This is a genomic window from Gilliamella sp. wkB7 (assembly GCF_001693435.1).
GTDB lineage: Bacteria > Pseudomonadota > Gammaproteobacteria > Enterobacterales > Orbaceae > Gilliamella > Gilliamella apicola_N.
In genome coordinates, this window is sequence record NZ_CM004509.1 from 1,537,755 (window position 1) to 1,555,991 (window position 18,237).

The following is an 18,237-nucleotide window of genomic DNA, read 5'->3' on the forward strand; positions in this document are numbered from 1 at the left end:
TCCTACTCAAATGTTAATGTAATCTTCTAATTCAATGGTGAATGGTGTTTCACTGCCATTTTGCTCTTCAATAAAACCTAGCACACTTATTTTTGTATCGATATTATCATCAGCCACATAGACCACTGGACAGATGATTAATGAGCCTTGTTCATCAAGCTTATAGGTTTCCAGCTGATTTTTTGCTGATAATTGATTTGTGTGTTGACTTTCTTGGTTTGTAAAATCAACTTTCATCTCTAACGTTGAGAGCGAGCCAGCTGAACTATCACGAGAGGTCGTTGATTTAAAAGTCGTTCCTGTCAAGTTATGACCAATTAGCTCATTTTGACTGCTCTCTTTTTTTTCAACAATCAGAGAGCCATAATAGCGAATATTGCCCGATTTATAATTAGGTAAAATTACATTCAGATAAATATCCTGTTTATCACCATAATCCAAAATAAAACTTTTTTGCGATTTTTTGGTTAGAAAAAGTTCGTAACCACGAGAAGCACCATAAAAGCCATGAATCAGCTTTTTAACACCGTCTTCGGTTAAAGGATAAGGAGATAAATTACCGGTTAGCTGATTTAAACCAAAGTAGCAGCGGTCAAACCAACGCTCCATAGACGTTAATGAGGTCAGCTCGCTCATAAATGCACAAAATATAGACAATGCAATACAGACAACCGATAATGCGATACCGATACCAGAACTACCGAAAGCCATTGATATACCCAAAAAAACACCAGATGCAACTTGCCATACTCCTGAAGTTCTAAATCCTGCAACAGCCTTGCTTATACCAAAACCTATTTCTTTTACTCCCTCAAACCCCCCCAAAATTATTGCCATTATCCCCAGTGTTTTGGTAAAACTAATTAATACTTTCTTTACGGTATTCTTAGATAGTTCTGCCGCCTTATTAGTAAACGGTATCATTAGGTTATTTTCAAAATTACCTGCCATTTTTGCAAGCTTTTCGACCGAGTTAGTAATAAACAGTAAAGTATTAACCACTATCGAAGTAAAACCTAATACCAATCCACACGTTATTTCAAACTGCTGTTCTTTTGTTAAATTAGTTTTTTGTAGATTTTTAGTATTATCTCGATATAATTTCACTTGCCATGCTAATAAAAGGAATTCAAATAGAATTGAGGTGCTACTTGCTGCATAAGCCACTCGTAATTTAGGATTGGAAGGATGATTAACCGGTGTATTACTTAGATGGGGTGAAGGTTCGTTAGCGGTAATAGAGGGTACGCTTTCTTTAATCACATTTCCCATCTCTTGGGCGCCTTCGGTCATAGTATTGGCATGAATTGAAATATCAATATGGTTATTGGTGATTTTATTTATTAGTGTTTTTACGGATGCAAATTGATTTTTTGTGGTATCTGAGGCATATCTTTGCAAGTAGGCTTTTAATTCATTAATATTCTCTTGTGTTCCTCGACCTTTAAATGTTGCGGTTATCAGTCCATCTTTACTGTCAATAATCTCAAAACCACTAAAATTAGAACCATGTTTGGTTTTGAGCTGAGCCTCAAGTTGATTATATCGATCTTCCGGTAAGGTTAGACGAAACTCATCGGTAATTAAATCAGGATTCACTGTTTTTGAGTCAGTATTATTTATGACAACATTATTATCAATTACCGTTGCCAGCTTATTCACATCATTGACAGCACGATTGCCTCTGTTAGTCCGTTTCACATAATCTTCAATATTTTTAAAACCATTATCATCACAAAATACTGTTAAGGTGATAGTGGTTTTTTTGGTGTCGTCAATGGTGGTTTGCGAAGTAATTGAAACATTTTTATTACTCTCCAAAGCACTTATTTTACCAGTGTTGATATTAAATGTAATAGTTCTACTTTTAGCATTCGTGTGCCCTGCTTCTGATAACGCTTTTTTTACACCTTGTGCATTAGTGATTTTTTCCAATTGTTTACCAGAACTCTCAGGTTGAATTGCCTGTGATTGTGCTAAAGCCATAATCGGATTAATAAGGCAATGTTCAATTAAAAAATTGTTGAGCTCGTTGCCTTTATCCACTAGTGATTTGATATCACCCTCTTTCCAAAAAGAAGGATTTTTTCCTGCAATGACTTTATGAAAATAAGTCTCATCACTGGATAGGAGTTCATCCCATAATCCCATATCATAATAACTGTTACCTTGCGATCTAAATATCTGAATTGAATCATTTAATATATCATTATGGATATCTTGGTTATCATAATTGAACTCCTGCTCCCAAAATTTAACAGTATTAAAACTGGATATTTTTTGCTCAGGAAAGGTTATCTCTTCCTTATTTTCAAATTGATGTTTTCTACCCGAAAAAAAATCAGAGACAGACAACTTATCACAAAATAACCAGCGACAATAAAGAGTGTAATCTCGACCATTATTCTTTTTAATTTTCTCATACTGTTTTACTTTATCAGCAAAGCGATTGTACTCTTCAAGTTTTAATTGATTATTAAACTTTGCCCAATATTGGTCGAAATCATAATGTGCTTTTTCTGCTTGGGATAAGTCGTAGCGCAAATTACCTGTTTCATCGACGATTTCCGGCGAGCCACCATATTGCCATTTATCACTACTAAAAAGATTTTCTAAACTAGAGACAAAAACGGTACCAGCTGTACTATTTTCATCAAAGTATTTTCTCATAGCAATTTTATATTGCTCAATTAAGTCATAATTTAATTTTTTATATTGACCCTCTGGGGTGTGAAACTCATGATATTCATAAGGAATATCGCTTTTATTATCAATTTTATTATGTAATTTAGCGTCCCCTGTATAATTGACTTCGGCTAAGCGTTGAAAATTTAAGTCCTCAATCATACCTAGGGGATCTTCTAAAATAACCGCCCCAACTGGTTTTTTATATTGAGACTTTCGAGCATTGATAAAATTAATAAAAGGATCACGTTGTTCACTTTTATCTTGATAATTCGGTAAATAACTCAATTTATCAGTCATATAGGGTATAAATTCTAAAATTTTACCAAAAATATGTTGGCTTGATAAATCTATGCCTCTTGGGTGGTTATCTGGCGCTTGAATAAATGAAGTTAAATCAATTTTAGTAAACCGAGCTAAATCTTGGCTATTTTTGTAATAATCACGAGTTTGTTTATTCCAAGGGTAACGGCTATAGGCAATCCATAAAAAAGGTTTGTCGCTTAGTTCGTCATTGCTAATATCAACCGAGATAAATGAAGCTGGGACATAATGATTGTCAGCTAGACACCGTGTTGGAAAGGGATCCTTGTTATCGATTTCAAGATCTTCTGGGGCTTTTTCCCTTAATATACCGCCCTCTAAAACTTCATAATACCGAATATAGTCTTTTTTGTTATCAGTTCCTGCAAGGACATAAACATACCCTTCTCGTAACACTCTTAATACTTCATTATGATCTTGTAACGGTTCTTGTGGTTCTCGGTCATCAAGAGAGTATTGTGATGAATCGAAGAATGAAAAGAGCTGCGAATATGGTGAAGACCAAACCTTATTTACCGCAGACTTTCTTAAGAGTAAAATCGGATATCCTTCCCTTACACATGCATGCCCATTGTCTGTTAATGATACAATTGCCGATAAGCTAGAAGTATCAACGTTTTGTGTATTTTCACTAACCATAGTTTTTCCTATCCAAATCTATCTATCGAGTAATATTAATTATTATTTTGATTTATACTTGCTTTAATATCATTTTCCAATTGTTCTAAACGTTTCTTTAGTGAACCTGGTGCTAAAATCGCTGCTAAAATATGCGGTGAAATCGTTTCGATAGTAATTAAATCAACCTGATAAATCAGGCAATACAGTGCATAAACTAATCTATCTTCAAGGTTGGTAAATCCAATATTTTTTGCATCAAGCAATTTTTTAGCGGATAAAAATAACGCATTAGGTGGCAATGTTTGAATATTATCTTGCCACATTTTGACCAACCCAAAAGTGGCTTTCGGTTCATTTTGATACTGTAATGCATTTTGTAAAAATATCTGACTGGATAAGAGAAAGTCTTTCGTCAGTAAATTATCGGCTGCTTTAATTTCAATTAATTGGCCATAATAATTCATATAAGTATAGCGATGAATAAAATTGAATAATCCTGATAATAAACTTTCAACCGAGAGGCTTTCTTTTAATAATTGCAATCGAATATGTTCATAGAAAGGTAAGAAAGTAGGCTGTTTAGGCGAGAGTAAACGACCTAGCTGTAGACCTAAATCAATCATCTTTTCGGCTAAATTCTGTATATCAAGTTCACTACTTATCCACGCACAAATGTAATGTTTGTAATGGGAACGCTCTTTTTCGATTCGAGTTATCGTTAAATCCAATAATTCAGGCTCTAGCACTTCGCCTGGTTTCGCCAGCAAAATAAGATGAGGACAAATGGTAGGTTCATAGGATAAATCAGGGCGTAAGATAGCTTTAAGCTCATCGTCGGAGAAGACATCTTTAATATTTTCCAGCGCGAGTGGCTCAACAATTTTAACTGGTTTTAATGGATCTACAAGTAAATAACGGTAACAGTTAGCTTGATCTTCGTTTAAAGCATTTGATAATTGATGTACTAACAAAACTAAAACCTCAACAAACAAATCAATAACAATTATTTATGTGGTTTAGTTTATCTGTTTGAATATTATAATGCAAAGAACATTATCAACTTTTCTGATAATAAAGATGTCTTCAAAAACGTGTTGTTGTCTTTCTAATTTAAGTATGAAGCACCTGACATACGCATTGTAAATGAATAAATAATAAACTCATATATAACCAAAATTATATTATTAATCATTGCGTCATAGTTTAGACACTTTTACCCTAATCTGGATTGATTTCAGTTGAAGCCAGTTGATAAAAAATAGGAAAAGTAATTCTAATAATTGCTTTGGACATAAAAAACCAGCTTTGGGCTGGTGTATTTTTTGGAATTAGTGCGGATGCCGAATCGAAAAGATCTTTCAATTTTAGTTAGCTTTAGATTTTTAGGTAACATCATATAACATATACTGTTATAGTCAAAACCACTATTTATCAACTCAAACATTCTGTGCTACTAAATATTGCATTAGAATAGGGTGATGCCTTAGTTCTTGTGGTTATATTTATGATACTGGTAAGAGTTTTTTGAAGATTATGTTGAAAGATCTATACTTAATCAATACAGTATGTTAAGTATTTTATAAACTTTGAATAATTGTTAATAACCCTACAAAGTTTTGATATAAGCTTTGTAGGGGAGAATTTATTGATAAGTTTATTTTATTACTATTTTACAATAGTGATTAACTTAAGTTAACAGTTAATACACTTACCTATATTTGAAAAAGGATTTCATAATGTGCAAACACTTCCTTATTATTTTCCTAAAACTGACTATTCCAAATACGCTCACAAATAGTTTGGTATAGTTTTTGGCGAGCATCTATATCAGCTTTTTTAAATTGATCATGTGGTTTAAATGGTAAATGGTGTTCTGTTACCAATTTAGTAAAGTTAGGGTTATTTTCATACGTTTTTTCACATAAAGATTTTGCTAATAAATTTTCTTTTAAATAGTGAGGCATTTTCTTTTCAAATGTCATATCACTATAGGATTGATTTGTTCCTTTAGGCAATAAAATTAAATCACCTAACTTATTGCGATAGTTTTCAAATTCATATTCTTGCGCAAACTCATCTTGATGTTGTGTAAATTGTTTAGCCCAAATATGCTCAATTTCAAAAGGTTTACCTTGTTCTGGAAAACAATATGTTTCCAAAGTTGTGTTTATCCCAGCGAGATTATCTATATACGCAGTAATACGAGATAGCAAAAATTTAATAAAGTTTCTATTATTATAAAGGCCTACATTATGAAAATTTTCAAATTTTTCTGGAATTTCTTTTGCTTTTTGACTTAAAATGAACCTAAGTTCCGATAATGATTTTCCTCTGATCTCTTTCACCAAAGTATACATTGTGTAGCGAATCGAGCTAGCTGCAAATCGACGATTATTTAAAGTACGTAGTACAGTAAACTGTTCGATATAACGAGCAACTAAATCTATTTTTTGTCGTACAACATCGGAAGAATCATCTAGTTGTAAAGGAGCTAACATTAAAGGATAGCTTAATGTTGGTGCAATACCCCAGCAATCAATATAATAAACATGCTGTAGTGCTGGAGTAAAAGTACATTCGGCAGCTAAAATTTCTAGGTAAGCCCGTAAGTAAAACTGAAATTCTTGCTCAATAAAGCGTTCAAAAGTGGTATGATCTTTATTGTTTAAATTCATAATCGCTAGATTATCGCGAACCCAACTATGAAACCGAGTGCCAATTTTTTCAAAGTCCTCATTTTGAGCGCCTACCTGTCCTTGACGGATTGTCCGAGCGTATCGAGCTCTAAGTAATGCCTGAAAGAAACGTAAATCTTCATCTTTTTCGTATTCATGCAAACGTAACATCGATTTACGCCAAAGATCATCCGCTTTTTTTCGTTTATCTGTATTTTTATAATGAGATAGCAAGAAACCTTTAAGCATATCTGATGGCGTTAAATTTAGTCCTCTATCATTCATAGTTTCAAAAATGGTATAAGCATTTTCATCAGAATAAGCAATAATTTCGACCATAATGACGTTGTATTTGAGCCAGTCAATAAAAAAAGAGAATGATTCATTTTTTAATTCATCAGGGAATATTTCAACAATATTTTGATAACGCTGAGCCATATTACAGACTGAAGCATCATCATTATCTTGTATCGTATACATTCCTGTAGTGAAGAGGTTATTAAGACAAGTGATACGCTCATCAACCGTAATATTAAAAGACTTGTCCCCACGGTGCTCAGAAAAAATCATAGGCTCTATTTTTTCTTCTATAGCTAACTCTTTTTGTAAATTATTCAGATAAATCAGTAATAGTGTCAGTGAGGTGAGTCGTTGTTGTCCATCAATAATACTACGCTTACCGCCCTCTTTAATGCTGACCACAAAAGGGCCTAAATAATAATTATTATAATTGTTACCATCAGATCGACTATCACCTTGAGTATATTCATTTAAAAATGATGTGGTTAAGTCGGTCACCAGTTGCTCAATATGCTTTTGTTCCCAGCTATATTCACGCTGAAAATAATCAACAGTATATTTTTGGGCATTCAGTACATCAAATAAACAGCGATGTTGTGCTTCTATTTTGTTTTCCAGCTTACTCATAACGGTTTCCTTACATATTTTATTCCGATTAAAGCTTATCATAAGAAAATCTGAAAAACATTTGTATTTAAATTATTTATTGTTCATTGAATCAGAGATTATTCCCTACATTAAAAAATCTAGCGATTGATGTAAATACACCAATTAAGCAATCGATTGTAAAAAGTGTTTATGAATTTACTATGATAGGGAATCTAAACAAAGATACTAATGCTCAGCATGTTAGTTATGAGGATGCCGATGTACTACCAAAGATAATAATCATTATTTACAAATAAAAACACGTATGAATAAATTAATGATTAACATTTATTATGATTTTGATACGGAACTCACTTTACTCCAAATGTATCATTGGATGTTGCGCAGTATATATAGAATATGAACGCATGGAGTTAATTGTCAATGGAAAGAACTCAGACACTGATATGGACTCTAACAGTAAAACTCGCTTTGCTTACGTTCCTAATAAAATGTCGACTCTTTTGCTATAGTTTTTGTCTTCATCAAGCGTATATTTATTTTTTAATAATACATTTAATTCTTCTTTATCTTTTGTATATTCTAATATCTCATTATTGTTTAGCTCTGTATTAATTTTTAAATCAGATAATCTATTTAACAGGTAATCAGGAATAAAATTATGTTTTAAGCTTATTATTGATAAATTTTGAATAACAGCGACTAAAATCTTATTATTTTTTTTCATGCTAATAACTAAATCTTCAAATACAGCCGGAATAGCTTGTTCAACGCTAAATCCTTCATCTATAAATTCATGATAAGATTCTATTGTTAATTTCTTTGCTTCTATATAGTTAATATTATGCATAAATATGTTCCTTTACTATGTAAATATATTTAATTTAATATTTGGAACTATAATATCTTTTAAATAATATTAATAAAAATCTTCGCGTTTAAATTGCTTTCCTGTTGGTTTTAAGTCATCTTTATCAAAATAACTGACAGTTTCTTTCCCTTTAATAACAACGCCATAACCATAAATCACACCATCTTCTTCACTAATACCAACAACAATTCCTTTACAACCGATATATTCTTTGTGTGTACATGATGTTTGAATCTCTACTTCCGAATCAAAATCTATTTTATTTTTCATACATTACCTATTTATGTGTTATTTTTCCATCTAATGAAACATTTATATGTTTACCATCTCTAGAAGCCCAACCAAGCTGCTTAGAGCCTAGTTCTGATAATTGAACATCCCATTCAAATTCTTGTCCTGCTGTTCTTGAGGGACCTTTAACCCATTCATTTTCAAATTTATCTATATATCCATGATTTTTACCTTTAAGTATTAGTATACATTGACTGCATACCCGCCTGTATATTATCAAGTGCGACAAAACCAATTACTGCCGCTAATGGAGCTCCAATACCTGTTGCACCGACAACACCAGCCACATATAGACTAGCTACACCACCAGCAACTTGCAATGCACCCGTAATACGCGGTAAGTTTTCAATCATTGTTTCTTTGATCTGGTCACCATAAAGGTAGCCCGTTACTCCCCCCATAATTCCACCAGTATTTATTCCAATTAATGTATTGTTAATATCTTGTTTTGTAAAAGTTGGATTGACTAGTTTAGGGAATAATTTGGCAACAAAATCCTCTTCAACTGGCTCTGCATTTAAATGCCAATATTCTGTTGCTGACCATTTAGCTGGAATTTTAACATTTACTTTACCATTGGAATTAAAACGGCCAATAAAACGATAAGCATTGTTATCGGATATAATTTCATAACGATAGTTACTATGAAGCTCAAGCTGAATATAGTCTAAAGATTTTAATTCAACATAACTATATTTTAGCTTAGTGACTTTTAGTTGATATTCACGCCGAGTTTCAACATGTCGAATCAAGCCCGGTTCACGTAACTGCTTTAAGAGTTTTATCGCCTTGAAATACAATGATTCAATTTCACTTAACTGATCTAATTGTGTATAGTATTTAACCTCTTTTTTAAGTAAGCTTTCGTAATCATTTTCATGGCCCGTCCCATCAAGTACTAATGGTTTATTAAGATATCCATTCGCGGTGAGTGTCAATTTATTGTTATGGTAAGCATAATGTGTTTGGTCTTGACCTTCACTATGACGGATATTATGTAGTGCTTTTAATGCCTGTTTTATTAATTTTATATCTGGAAGTGCACCTTCGCTTTCATCGGCACTACAATCCCCTATACGCTGTTTTACGGTGATAAAATCCGTTTTATGAAGTAGCACTAACATTTGGTAAAAGAATACGCCAATAGTTTCATCCGGCCGAAAAGCGGACTTATCATCAATTTTTTTAGTTTGATTATAATGCTCTGATGAAAAACTATAATTAATCAGACTTGCAAGTGCTTCATCTTGTTCAATAGTAAAGGGTGAATTGCCTGAGCGGAGTAATTTGCTCAATTCATCAAGCCAGTTTTGTGCTAATGATTTGACTCGAAGTGATTTATCACCGCGCAGAGTTAGGTCATAATTCCCTTGTAAGCCACCTAATAAAATATGCACTTTAGGTAACACCTGATTTGATGAAAATGCATCACCATGTTTTAAAAAGATTTCCTTTGTGCTGGTTTGAGCATTGGTGACTAATTGGTTGCTACTAGCATCAAGAATTTGTATTTGTTCAGAATGATGATTTTGTAAATTAACAATCAACCAACTATCATCTGATTCATAATAAGACTCTTTCTTGATCACTGGTATTGAGCGATATTCATTACCAAATAAAGACGAATTATCATTATAACTATTAATCTGTGGTTGATGAATTAAGATAACGTGTTCTTTATATAGTGCGTTGGTTAATACTTTAGCAACTATATCTGCGGATTTATGATAATAAGTTTGATAAGGTAAACCGACTTCTTGTAATACTGCATAAAAATTCTTACAACTTTCTGGTTCATTAACGAGCTGTTTTACAATGTCACCATACTCATGGTCATAAAAATATTTAATTCGTTTAAGTTTATAGGAATAACAACCTAACTGTTGGTTGAATAATTGATGATTATCCTCAAACTGCTGCCAATCTCTGGCAAGTATAAGTTGATATAAATACATATTATTACTTATAATTTTTTATTTTTACACAAAACGGCGTAAATTTTAACATAACAATATTAAAAAAAAGAGATAAAAATTTTTTAAATAAGCTATCTATTTTTATATACTTTTGAGCGTTATTACGAAATTATTATTTTAATAAAATATGTTTAATAATGTTAAAAGCGAATATATAGATACTGTTAATTGTTTATTCAAAATTACGGAAAGCTTTAAAGTCATTTTATGAATACACGACATTATTGAACTGAATGTATTCTTTTTTCTCTTGATTTAGAGTGATTTTAGTTGAACTAGGGAAAGTAGTGAAATAAGTTTAAAGAATTATCTAAAAAGGCTTCAGACATAAAAAAAACCAGCTTTAAGCTGGTTCTTTTTTGGAATTGGTGCTTAGACAAGGAATCGAAGAGACCTTTGTAAGTATTGGAGTTATTGGGTTGGGGGGATTTGAGGTTGTATCCGTAATGAAATTAGTTGGGTTTTAGCTTATTTTATACGCTATAATGGATGTTTTAGTTTTATCTGTGATAGCAAATATTCAAGATAAGCAACAAAATTACAATAAATGCTTTTCTAAGCAAAAAAATAATGTCGCTAGTAAGAGCAATCTGTCAGAATAACTCAACTATAAATATTCGTTCTAATATTCATCATTAAAAAGTGTTAAATTGTTTGCAAATCCTACTCAAATTTGGCCTGATATAAAATCTGAATACATCCGTTTAAAAGAAATCGCTTATGGTGATATCCCTTCTGAACAGGAGGTATTTAATATGTTAGAAAAAGTGAGAATTCAGCTAGCTAAGGTTTAGCTAGACACTGATATTATCAGTGCTATTCATTTTTAATGATTTTAATAGGAAAATGTGTGGCATAAAACTAGCCTATTTTTCTATATATTTTATGTACTAGTTCAATACTTAATAGTTGTTTATTTTTCTAAAGCCTTACTAATAATGATATTCAATTCTTCTTCAAGCTTAGAGATTTCTATCTCTAAAACTTCACAGTCTATTTTTTTAAACATTCTCTTTATCTTTTTACTTGGATCATTAAGTTCTAAATTTAATTCTTCAGTAATTGAATTGTTTATGTCTTCCATAAATTCTGATTCATCAAGATAAACTGTTGACCCTCTTTGTGTTTTCTCATCTATAATTACTGCACGAATTGGACAAACTTTTAGTAAATTAATAAACCGATTATCAAAAGAGACAAAAAAAGGAATATAAAAATCTGCGCCTGTGTTCATGCCAATAAGTTTTTCTAGATATCTTACAGAGAAAAGATCCCATGACATTCCTCTGATTTTCTTTAAAGAATTTTTACCTAATGTTCGTATAGGATCAAAAAAATTAAGATTAGCGTTATATTTTAAAAATTTCCATCCAAAATAAATTTCTGTTTTAGCAAAACGTCCTAACTTTTTTAATGAAAATTCTATAAGTAATCTTAATTTATCTTTGATATCAATATTTTCATTTTTCTTTAATAAGATAGATTTTAGCAATACTGAATATAATAATTTTCTATTTGTATGAAGTTCTAAAACCGTCTCTCTATTATCATAATAAGTTGAGAAAACTTCACACGCTCTTTTCCCTGCTGATTCTCTATTTTCGGTAAAAATTGGATGATAGATATCAAAACTATTCTGATTATAGATTAAACTCTCAAAACGTTTTAATGCTCTTATTGAATTAAATGGACGATCATTCTTTTCATCAAGGCTATCAAAATAGTTTTCAATAACAAAAAAAGAATAATCAAAATTCATACCGCCTTTATTTTTAACGAATTGAATTAATTCGCTAAACCGCAGGCTATCCTTGTCTAAAGAACCGCCATTTTCCCAAATTCTAAACTTTTCGGCGATGTTAGAATCAAAGCTAATAGAATAATCTAACTTTATTTCAGCTTGACCTTCTTTTGTCTGTTGATAAATTTCATCAGTATAAAAAAGAAGTCCTTGTCCATAAAAAAATTTTTTTAAGTAAGGAAATTGCTCTTCTATTGTTTTCAAAGGGTGATCTAATAATTGAGATTCCATATTTTCGGTTGAATAAATAATTTTAAGACCTTTGAAAATATCTATATTTTTTTCTATTAAATCATTAAAGCTTTTTGATAGGCTATGATTCACTATAGCTTCAAATGCTGAATTTAATTGCATTAATCGCTCTTGTTTGCTTTCTGTCATAATTGTTGTTTTGCCCTTGATCTTTTAAGCGAGAAGTAAATTATTGCAGGTAGATTGAATTATTAAAAATATTTTTAACTTGAAAATGGTTAATTTAAATATATGGAATATAGTAAAAGAAATATTCTAAACCTATCTAAAATGGTATATTTTTATATTATATCTTTTTAAATAAAAATGGTCACTGAAATGGCAACTATTAATCAAATTAAGGCAAAATTACTTGAGCTTGAAGGTGGCGCATTTCAACGGCTTGGCGATCATTGGTTGCATAAGAGAGGGTATGAAAATTTAAATGCTATCGGAATGACTCAGATAAGTAATAAAACAAAAACAGGCACTCCTGATACATTGATAATACAAAATAATGGTAAATATATTTTTGTTGAATACACAACACAACAACTAACTTCCAGAAAAAAATTAGAAACAGATATAGATAAATGCCTTAATCCCCAGAAAACAGGAATTCCATTAGAAAATATTTCTGAAATTATTATATGTTATCTAGGAACCTTAACTCCCGAAGATATTTATATATTGAACGAAAAATGTATTAAACAGAATATTATTCTTAGTTTATTTAATATTGATGCAATAGCATTAAGTATTCAAAATAGTTACCCGGTATTGGCAAAAGAGTATCTTTCTTTACCGTTAGATACAGGGCAAATTCTTAGTATTGAGGAGTTCATAAAAAAATATAATTATAATAAATTCTCAACTCCTATTATTGATTCACCTCTTTTTTTAGATGAATATTTTCACCAAGGAATAGAAGCTCTTCTTAACCAACAATTTTTACTTATATCCGGGGAAGCTGGTATAGGTAAAACACAATATAGCCTTAGCTTATTAAAAAAACTGCAAACGAGCTACCCAGACAAAAAAATATACTGTATTTTTAATAAAGGTGAAAGCTTTCTTGATGAGATAACAGCCTATTTTAGTGAGCCAGGAGACTATCTTATCTTTATTGATGATATAAATCGCCTTAATAGCAATCTGGATTATTTACTCCATTATCTTGTCGAAAATGATGATAAACGCACATTTAAAATTATTGCAACAATCAGAAATTATGCTAAAACCTCATTTATTACTAAAATAAAACAAATTACGACTTACCAAGAGATAACTTTAGCTAAACTGGATAAAGAACAGCTCTCCACATTGCTAAAAAAAATATTTAACATACATCATTTGGATTATTTACAAAGAATTTGGGAAATAACTAAAGGTAACCCTCGTTTAGCTGTAATGGCCGCTAAAATTGCACTCAGAGAACAAAATCTTTCTGCTTTGTATAATATAGCATCTCTTTACGACAGCTATTTTAGTCACTATCACCATGTTCAAATAATATTAGACAATAAAAAAACCATACTAACATCTGGGATAATTTCTCTTTTTAGAGTAATTGATTTTAAAAATGAACAACAAATACAAAGTATTCAACAGATATTTAACATTACTTTAGATGAGTTTCGAGATAATATTTCAATACTGACTCACAATGAATTGATTGACGTATTCGAAAATGAAATCATTAAAATAGCAGATCAAGTCTTAGCTACTTATTTACTTTATCATGCTATTTTTGTACAAAAGGTACTACCATTTCCTATTCTATTAGAATATTTTTCTAATCCTCAAAAAATAGGGTTATTAAATGATGCAATCGTTCCTATTATTAACGCCTTTGATCATAAAAGTATTCTTAATCAAATTCAGCCAGATATAAAATCTTATTACACAAAAATATTATCTAATCAGCACTCACAGGAAGATATTCTACTTTATTTAAACAAATTTTGGTTTGCAATTCCTACTCAATGCTTGATGTTTATTAAAGATATTCTTGATAAACAAGAAAAAATTGACATAAATTGGCACACTGTCGACTTTGATTTTAATACCTCAAATGGTCAGGGAAATCTGATATTTTCATTGTTGAGCAAATTTAGACATTCCAATAAAGATGAATTACAACTTGCTATCAATTTATCATTAGATTTATTAGCGACATCAGATGATTTTATTAAACCTGCTGTATATGAGTTTACTAATACTCTTTCGTTTAAACACAATGATCATGAGATAGGATATGTTGTACAGAATATCATATTAGATAGTATATTATCTCGGACACATCAAGGTGATAACTACTTATATACCAAACTATTTTTTATTATTGCAGCCTATTATCTTAAGGCAGAATTTTCTGAATTTAATGCTGAAGGGAAAATGGTCAATATTATGCGCTTCCGCTTCCCTACAAATCAACCGCTAAAGGAAATAAGAGGAAAAATATTTAAACAATTAACAACATTAGTAAATCATGCAGACTATCAAGTGGAATCCTTCACATTACTAAGTGATTATATTGCTAATATGAAATTTAACGGTGGAAAAATAGTGCAACTGGATATGCCCTACATGTGGGACTTAATATCTTCATATTTTAACAAAAATAATATTGCCCATTGTTTATTAATAAAAAATTATCAGGATCAATTACGTAACATGCACCTACTTTCTACGCAATTGATTGACAATATTCCTGCAATTGTTCAATTGTTGGCCGATTCTCACCAAGAAAGAGCCGAAAGAAAATTAAGTTATGAAGATTATCAAAAGTATCGTCGTAATAAAATTCAAAAATATACTGGTACAATAACAATAAATGAGCTCAATTATTTTCTACAGCAATGCGAACACCTTAGTGTTGTCTCGAAACAGCATAAACAATATCAATTAAGGGAGATCATATCATCATGCTTATCAAATATGATAACAAGTTATCCTCACCATTATCCGAGAATCATTTATACTTATCTTCAATATGATGAATTATTTTCTATCAATCCTTATTATATTATCACCACATTGTTTAAAATATGTGGTGTTATAGAAACTAAAGATTTTATTGATACTCTTGAACATAAGAATAAAGAAGCTTGGCTTACCACTTATTTTGAACATTATCCTGCAGAAAATATTAATGAAAAAGTAGCTGCACAATTACTAGACCATATCGGTCAATTAACACAAATAACTGCAGTTCCCAATGATCTCAATCTGTTAGATAAATATCAACCATTTCATACAGACTTGTATTTAATTATAACTAAATATTTATATGCTAAATCAAGACAAGATATGCGTTTCTTAGAACCCGTTGCTCGTTTATTTGATCAAAATAAGATTTATAACCAATTATTAGTGTATTATAAAAATGACTCAGAGATTATTTATCAATGTTATCTTGCAATACTTAATTATAATTCCTATTTTGATGATGATGGGCAACTATTAAAAAACTTATTAGAAAATAATCCCGCATTTTTTTATACAGTTCTTGATTCCATTTTACAAAAATCGACCCGATTATCATATGATACTAAAATACCATGTTTGAAGTTCCTTTGGGATAAAGATAACTATATTCAGGATATTGAACAATATGCTTTATATATTTACCAAAAAGATCAATCCTATTTTGGTGGAATATTTCACAAATTATTTATTCATGATGAAAAAACTGATAATCTTGCAAAAAAACAACACAATTTTATAACACAAACGATCATAAATAACATTGATAATGACGAATATATCTTATTTATTATAGGAGTACTTGATTACTTATCTGAAGATGAAAAATTAAATATTTTATTGGTATTATTAGAATATAATCAAAATATTAACTTATTTAAAAGAATACAGTTTAGTCCGCTATCTAGAAGTTGGTCAGGTAGTTTAGTACCGTATTTAGAAAAGGAAAAGCAATTCTTACTTAAAATATTACCTTATTTAAATAAAATAACGTTGCTTAATCACAAAGCCTATATTGAAGAATTAATTTCTCACAAAGAACAAGAAATTGAACGAGAGAAAAAAAGAGATTTTGTTGATATGGTTTATTATTAATTACTTAACTTTTATATTATAAAATAAAAATGTATTCTAAAACACAATCTTCAGAAGTTAACTACGAATTACATACATTAGGCTAGAAATCTTTTCAGCATTTATGTATTACAATTTTCTCTGAAATTATTAAATACCCTAATTTTTAGTTCCTATGATAGCGAAAGAAATGGTGCATTTAAAGTTGAGCGGAAAGTTGTCCAAAATGAAACAATGTCAGGTAGTTTAACTATTTAATGCAAATTTAGTTCAGAACCCCATAAGCAACTAAAACTATCAGATTTAAAAGATGAAATAGCTAAAGCAGAAAATTTAGTAAAAAAAGATTATGTGATAACTATATTATCAGCACCAATATGAGTTTGGCTGGAATAAATTGTGAGCCAATAGAGGCAAAATTTAGAGCTATACAGGGAATAAAACAATGCTACATTTATGGAAAAGAGACCTTATCAAGTTTAATAAGAGATAATCATAGATTACGAATGTTAATTCCAAGAGTCTATGGGCTTGGCAACTTGGAACAAATTCTGGATGAAAGAGCTTAAAGCCAAGCAAAAGCAATACTCTCATCAATAGGTGATGACTTACAAAAATTTGTTATTACCTAGTCATATAAAGTTTGTATCCGATTTTGCACTTGATATGGGATAATCTCAGTTGACATCTGTTGACAAAGAAAATTCTTTGAAAGGTAGTTTGGAAAAGGCTTTAGACATAAAAAAACCAGCTTTAAGCTGGTGTCTTTTTTGGAATTGGTGCCCGGACGCGAAATCAAAATAAAACTATAATTTATTGATATTAAATAACTTTAATTCAAATAAAAACTATTTGTATCCACTTTTATATCCATAAGTCAACTTGCTTGAATTTAAATATTTTTAACGGCTAAATATACAAATGAATCACCATCTTTTCAAAGTGTTATTATATAAATAAAAGTATTAAATCAATTAATGTCTAAAATAATATAATAAGTAAAAAAACTCTAATTTTGAAATGATTTAATATTTCTATCCTGCTCTAACGAGCTAGGATAAAAATATTAATTATATTAGATAGTTAGAAGAAATATTTAAATCTTACGCGCGCACCATAACGATTATCAGAGCCACCGCCTTGATTCTCATCACGAGATAAATGTGACCAGTAAGAACCTAGATAGATATTAAAGTTATCCATATCCATTACATTGGAAATTAAATATGATGCATTAACAGTATGAATCTTATATTTACCTTTACCTAAACTATCTGCACTGTCTAAATTATCGGTTGAAGTCGTTGGTTTGTATTGTTTAATATCATTCGCTGCAAAAATATAACCTAAACCAATTCGTTGCCATACTGCATTAACGCCTGCTGAAAAATCTTTTTCTTGATTAGCATCAAGGTAAGCTGTGCTCACGTTAACCACTAGATTATCTGGTGATTGATTCCAATTGCCCGCGGTATTAAAACACATTGTTGCTCCATAGTCCCATCTAAACCGATGAGTACGCGACCATTAATGTCCCAACGTTTATCACGATTAGCATTACTATCTGCCGTTGTTTTTAATGAAGTTAAACTATGTTTTTTACTTGCTGCATCGATATTGAATTCGACATCACCATATAATTTCAAATCACCTTGGCTAGTTTGCTACTCAATTTGTGCAAACGTAGGAAAACTGGATAAACAGCATAAAGCGACAAAAAGTTTAGAATATTCCATTACTCGATCTCCGATTAAAGTATTATGTAATCACATAAATAAACTACAATTTTTT

Annotated in this window: 11 protein-coding genes and 1 pseudogene; 1 reads left to right on the top strand and 11 read right to left on the bottom strand. The window is 30.6% G+C overall.

The features are described from left to right. Positions 1-6: 6 nt before the first annotated feature. The 9 genes and pseudogenes from A9G17_RS06665 to A9G17_RS06700 all read right to left on the bottom strand — a co-directional run bounded on the left by A9G17_RS06665 (position 7) and on the right by A9G17_RS06700 (position 12,534). The gene (locus A9G17_RS06665) at positions 7-3,648 is read right to left on the bottom strand and encodes a toxin VasX (RefSeq protein ID WP_065738049.1); all 3,642 of its coding nucleotides are present in this window, start codon (positions 3,646-3,648) and stop codon (positions 7-9) included. 35 nt (positions 3,649-3,683) lie between these two features. Next, complete coding sequence (locus A9G17_RS06670; protein WP_065738050.1) at positions 3,684-4,601, bottom strand: hypothetical protein; 918 nt, start codon at positions 4,599-4,601, stop codon at positions 3,684-3,686. Between the two features lie 247 nt (positions 4,602-4,848). Then, positions 4,849-4,992: a hypothetical protein gene (locus A9G17_RS13070; RefSeq protein WP_176714260.1), complete on the bottom strand. Its 144-nt coding sequence runs from the start codon at positions 4,990-4,992 to the stop codon at positions 4,849-4,851. Between the two features lie 401 nt (positions 4,993-5,393). Then, positions 5,394-7,232: a DUF262 domain-containing protein gene (locus A9G17_RS06675; RefSeq protein WP_065738051.1), complete on the bottom strand. Its 1,839-nt coding sequence runs from the start codon at positions 7,230-7,232 to the stop codon at positions 5,394-5,396. A gap of 457 nt (positions 7,233-7,689) precedes the next feature. After that, positions 7,690-8,064, bottom strand: coding sequence for a hypothetical protein (locus A9G17_RS06680; RefSeq protein ID WP_065738052.1), 375 nt, complete (start codon positions 8,062-8,064; stop codon positions 7,690-7,692). Positions 8,065-8,133: 69 nt separating this feature from the next. Further along, positions 8,134-8,355 (bottom strand): Imm31 family immunity protein, encoded by a 222-nt coding sequence (locus A9G17_RS06685; RefSeq protein ID WP_065738053.1) that lies wholly within the window; start codon positions 8,353-8,355, stop codon positions 8,134-8,136. Between the two features lie 7 nt (positions 8,356-8,362). Further along, positions 8,363-8,551 (bottom strand): annotated as a pseudogene (locus A9G17_RS13435) (polymorphic toxin type 17 domain-containing protein); the annotation flags it as partial. After that, on the bottom strand, positions 8,550-10,331 hold the full coding sequence (locus A9G17_RS06695) for a hypothetical protein (RefSeq protein ID WP_065738055.1): 1,782 nt from the start codon (positions 10,329-10,331) through the stop codon (positions 8,550-8,552). The pseudogene A9G17_RS13435 and the gene A9G17_RS06695, both read right to left, overlap by 2 nt. Before the next feature lie 934 nt (positions 10,332-11,265). Continuing rightward, the gene (locus tag A9G17_RS06700) at positions 11,266-12,534 is read right to left on the bottom strand and encodes a hypothetical protein (protein ID WP_065738056.1); all 1,269 of its coding nucleotides are present in this window, start codon (positions 12,532-12,534) and stop codon (positions 11,266-11,268) included. A gap of 189 nt (positions 12,535-12,723) precedes the next feature. Between A9G17_RS06700 and A9G17_RS06705 the strand changes: the two genes are divergently transcribed. Then, positions 12,724-16,467, top strand: a complete 3,744-nt coding sequence (locus A9G17_RS06705) for a hypothetical protein (protein WP_141677570.1) — start codon at positions 12,724-12,726, stop codon at positions 16,465-16,467. Positions 16,468-17,529: 1,062 nt separating this feature from the next. Here the strand turns inward: A9G17_RS06705 and A9G17_RS13170 are convergent. Together A9G17_RS13170 and A9G17_RS13175 are read right to left on the bottom strand one after the other, a co-directional pair. Next, positions 17,530-17,931: a carbohydrate porin gene (locus tag A9G17_RS13170; RefSeq protein ID WP_065738059.1), complete on the bottom strand. Its 402-nt coding sequence runs from the start codon at positions 17,929-17,931 to the stop codon at positions 17,530-17,532. After that, positions 17,883-18,092, bottom strand: a complete 210-nt coding sequence (locus tag A9G17_RS13175; protein ID WP_218058873.1) for a carbohydrate porin — start codon at positions 18,090-18,092, stop codon at positions 17,883-17,885. The genes A9G17_RS13170 and A9G17_RS13175 overlap by 49 nt, the downstream gene beginning before the upstream one ends. Positions 18,093-18,237: the final 145 nt, after the last annotated feature.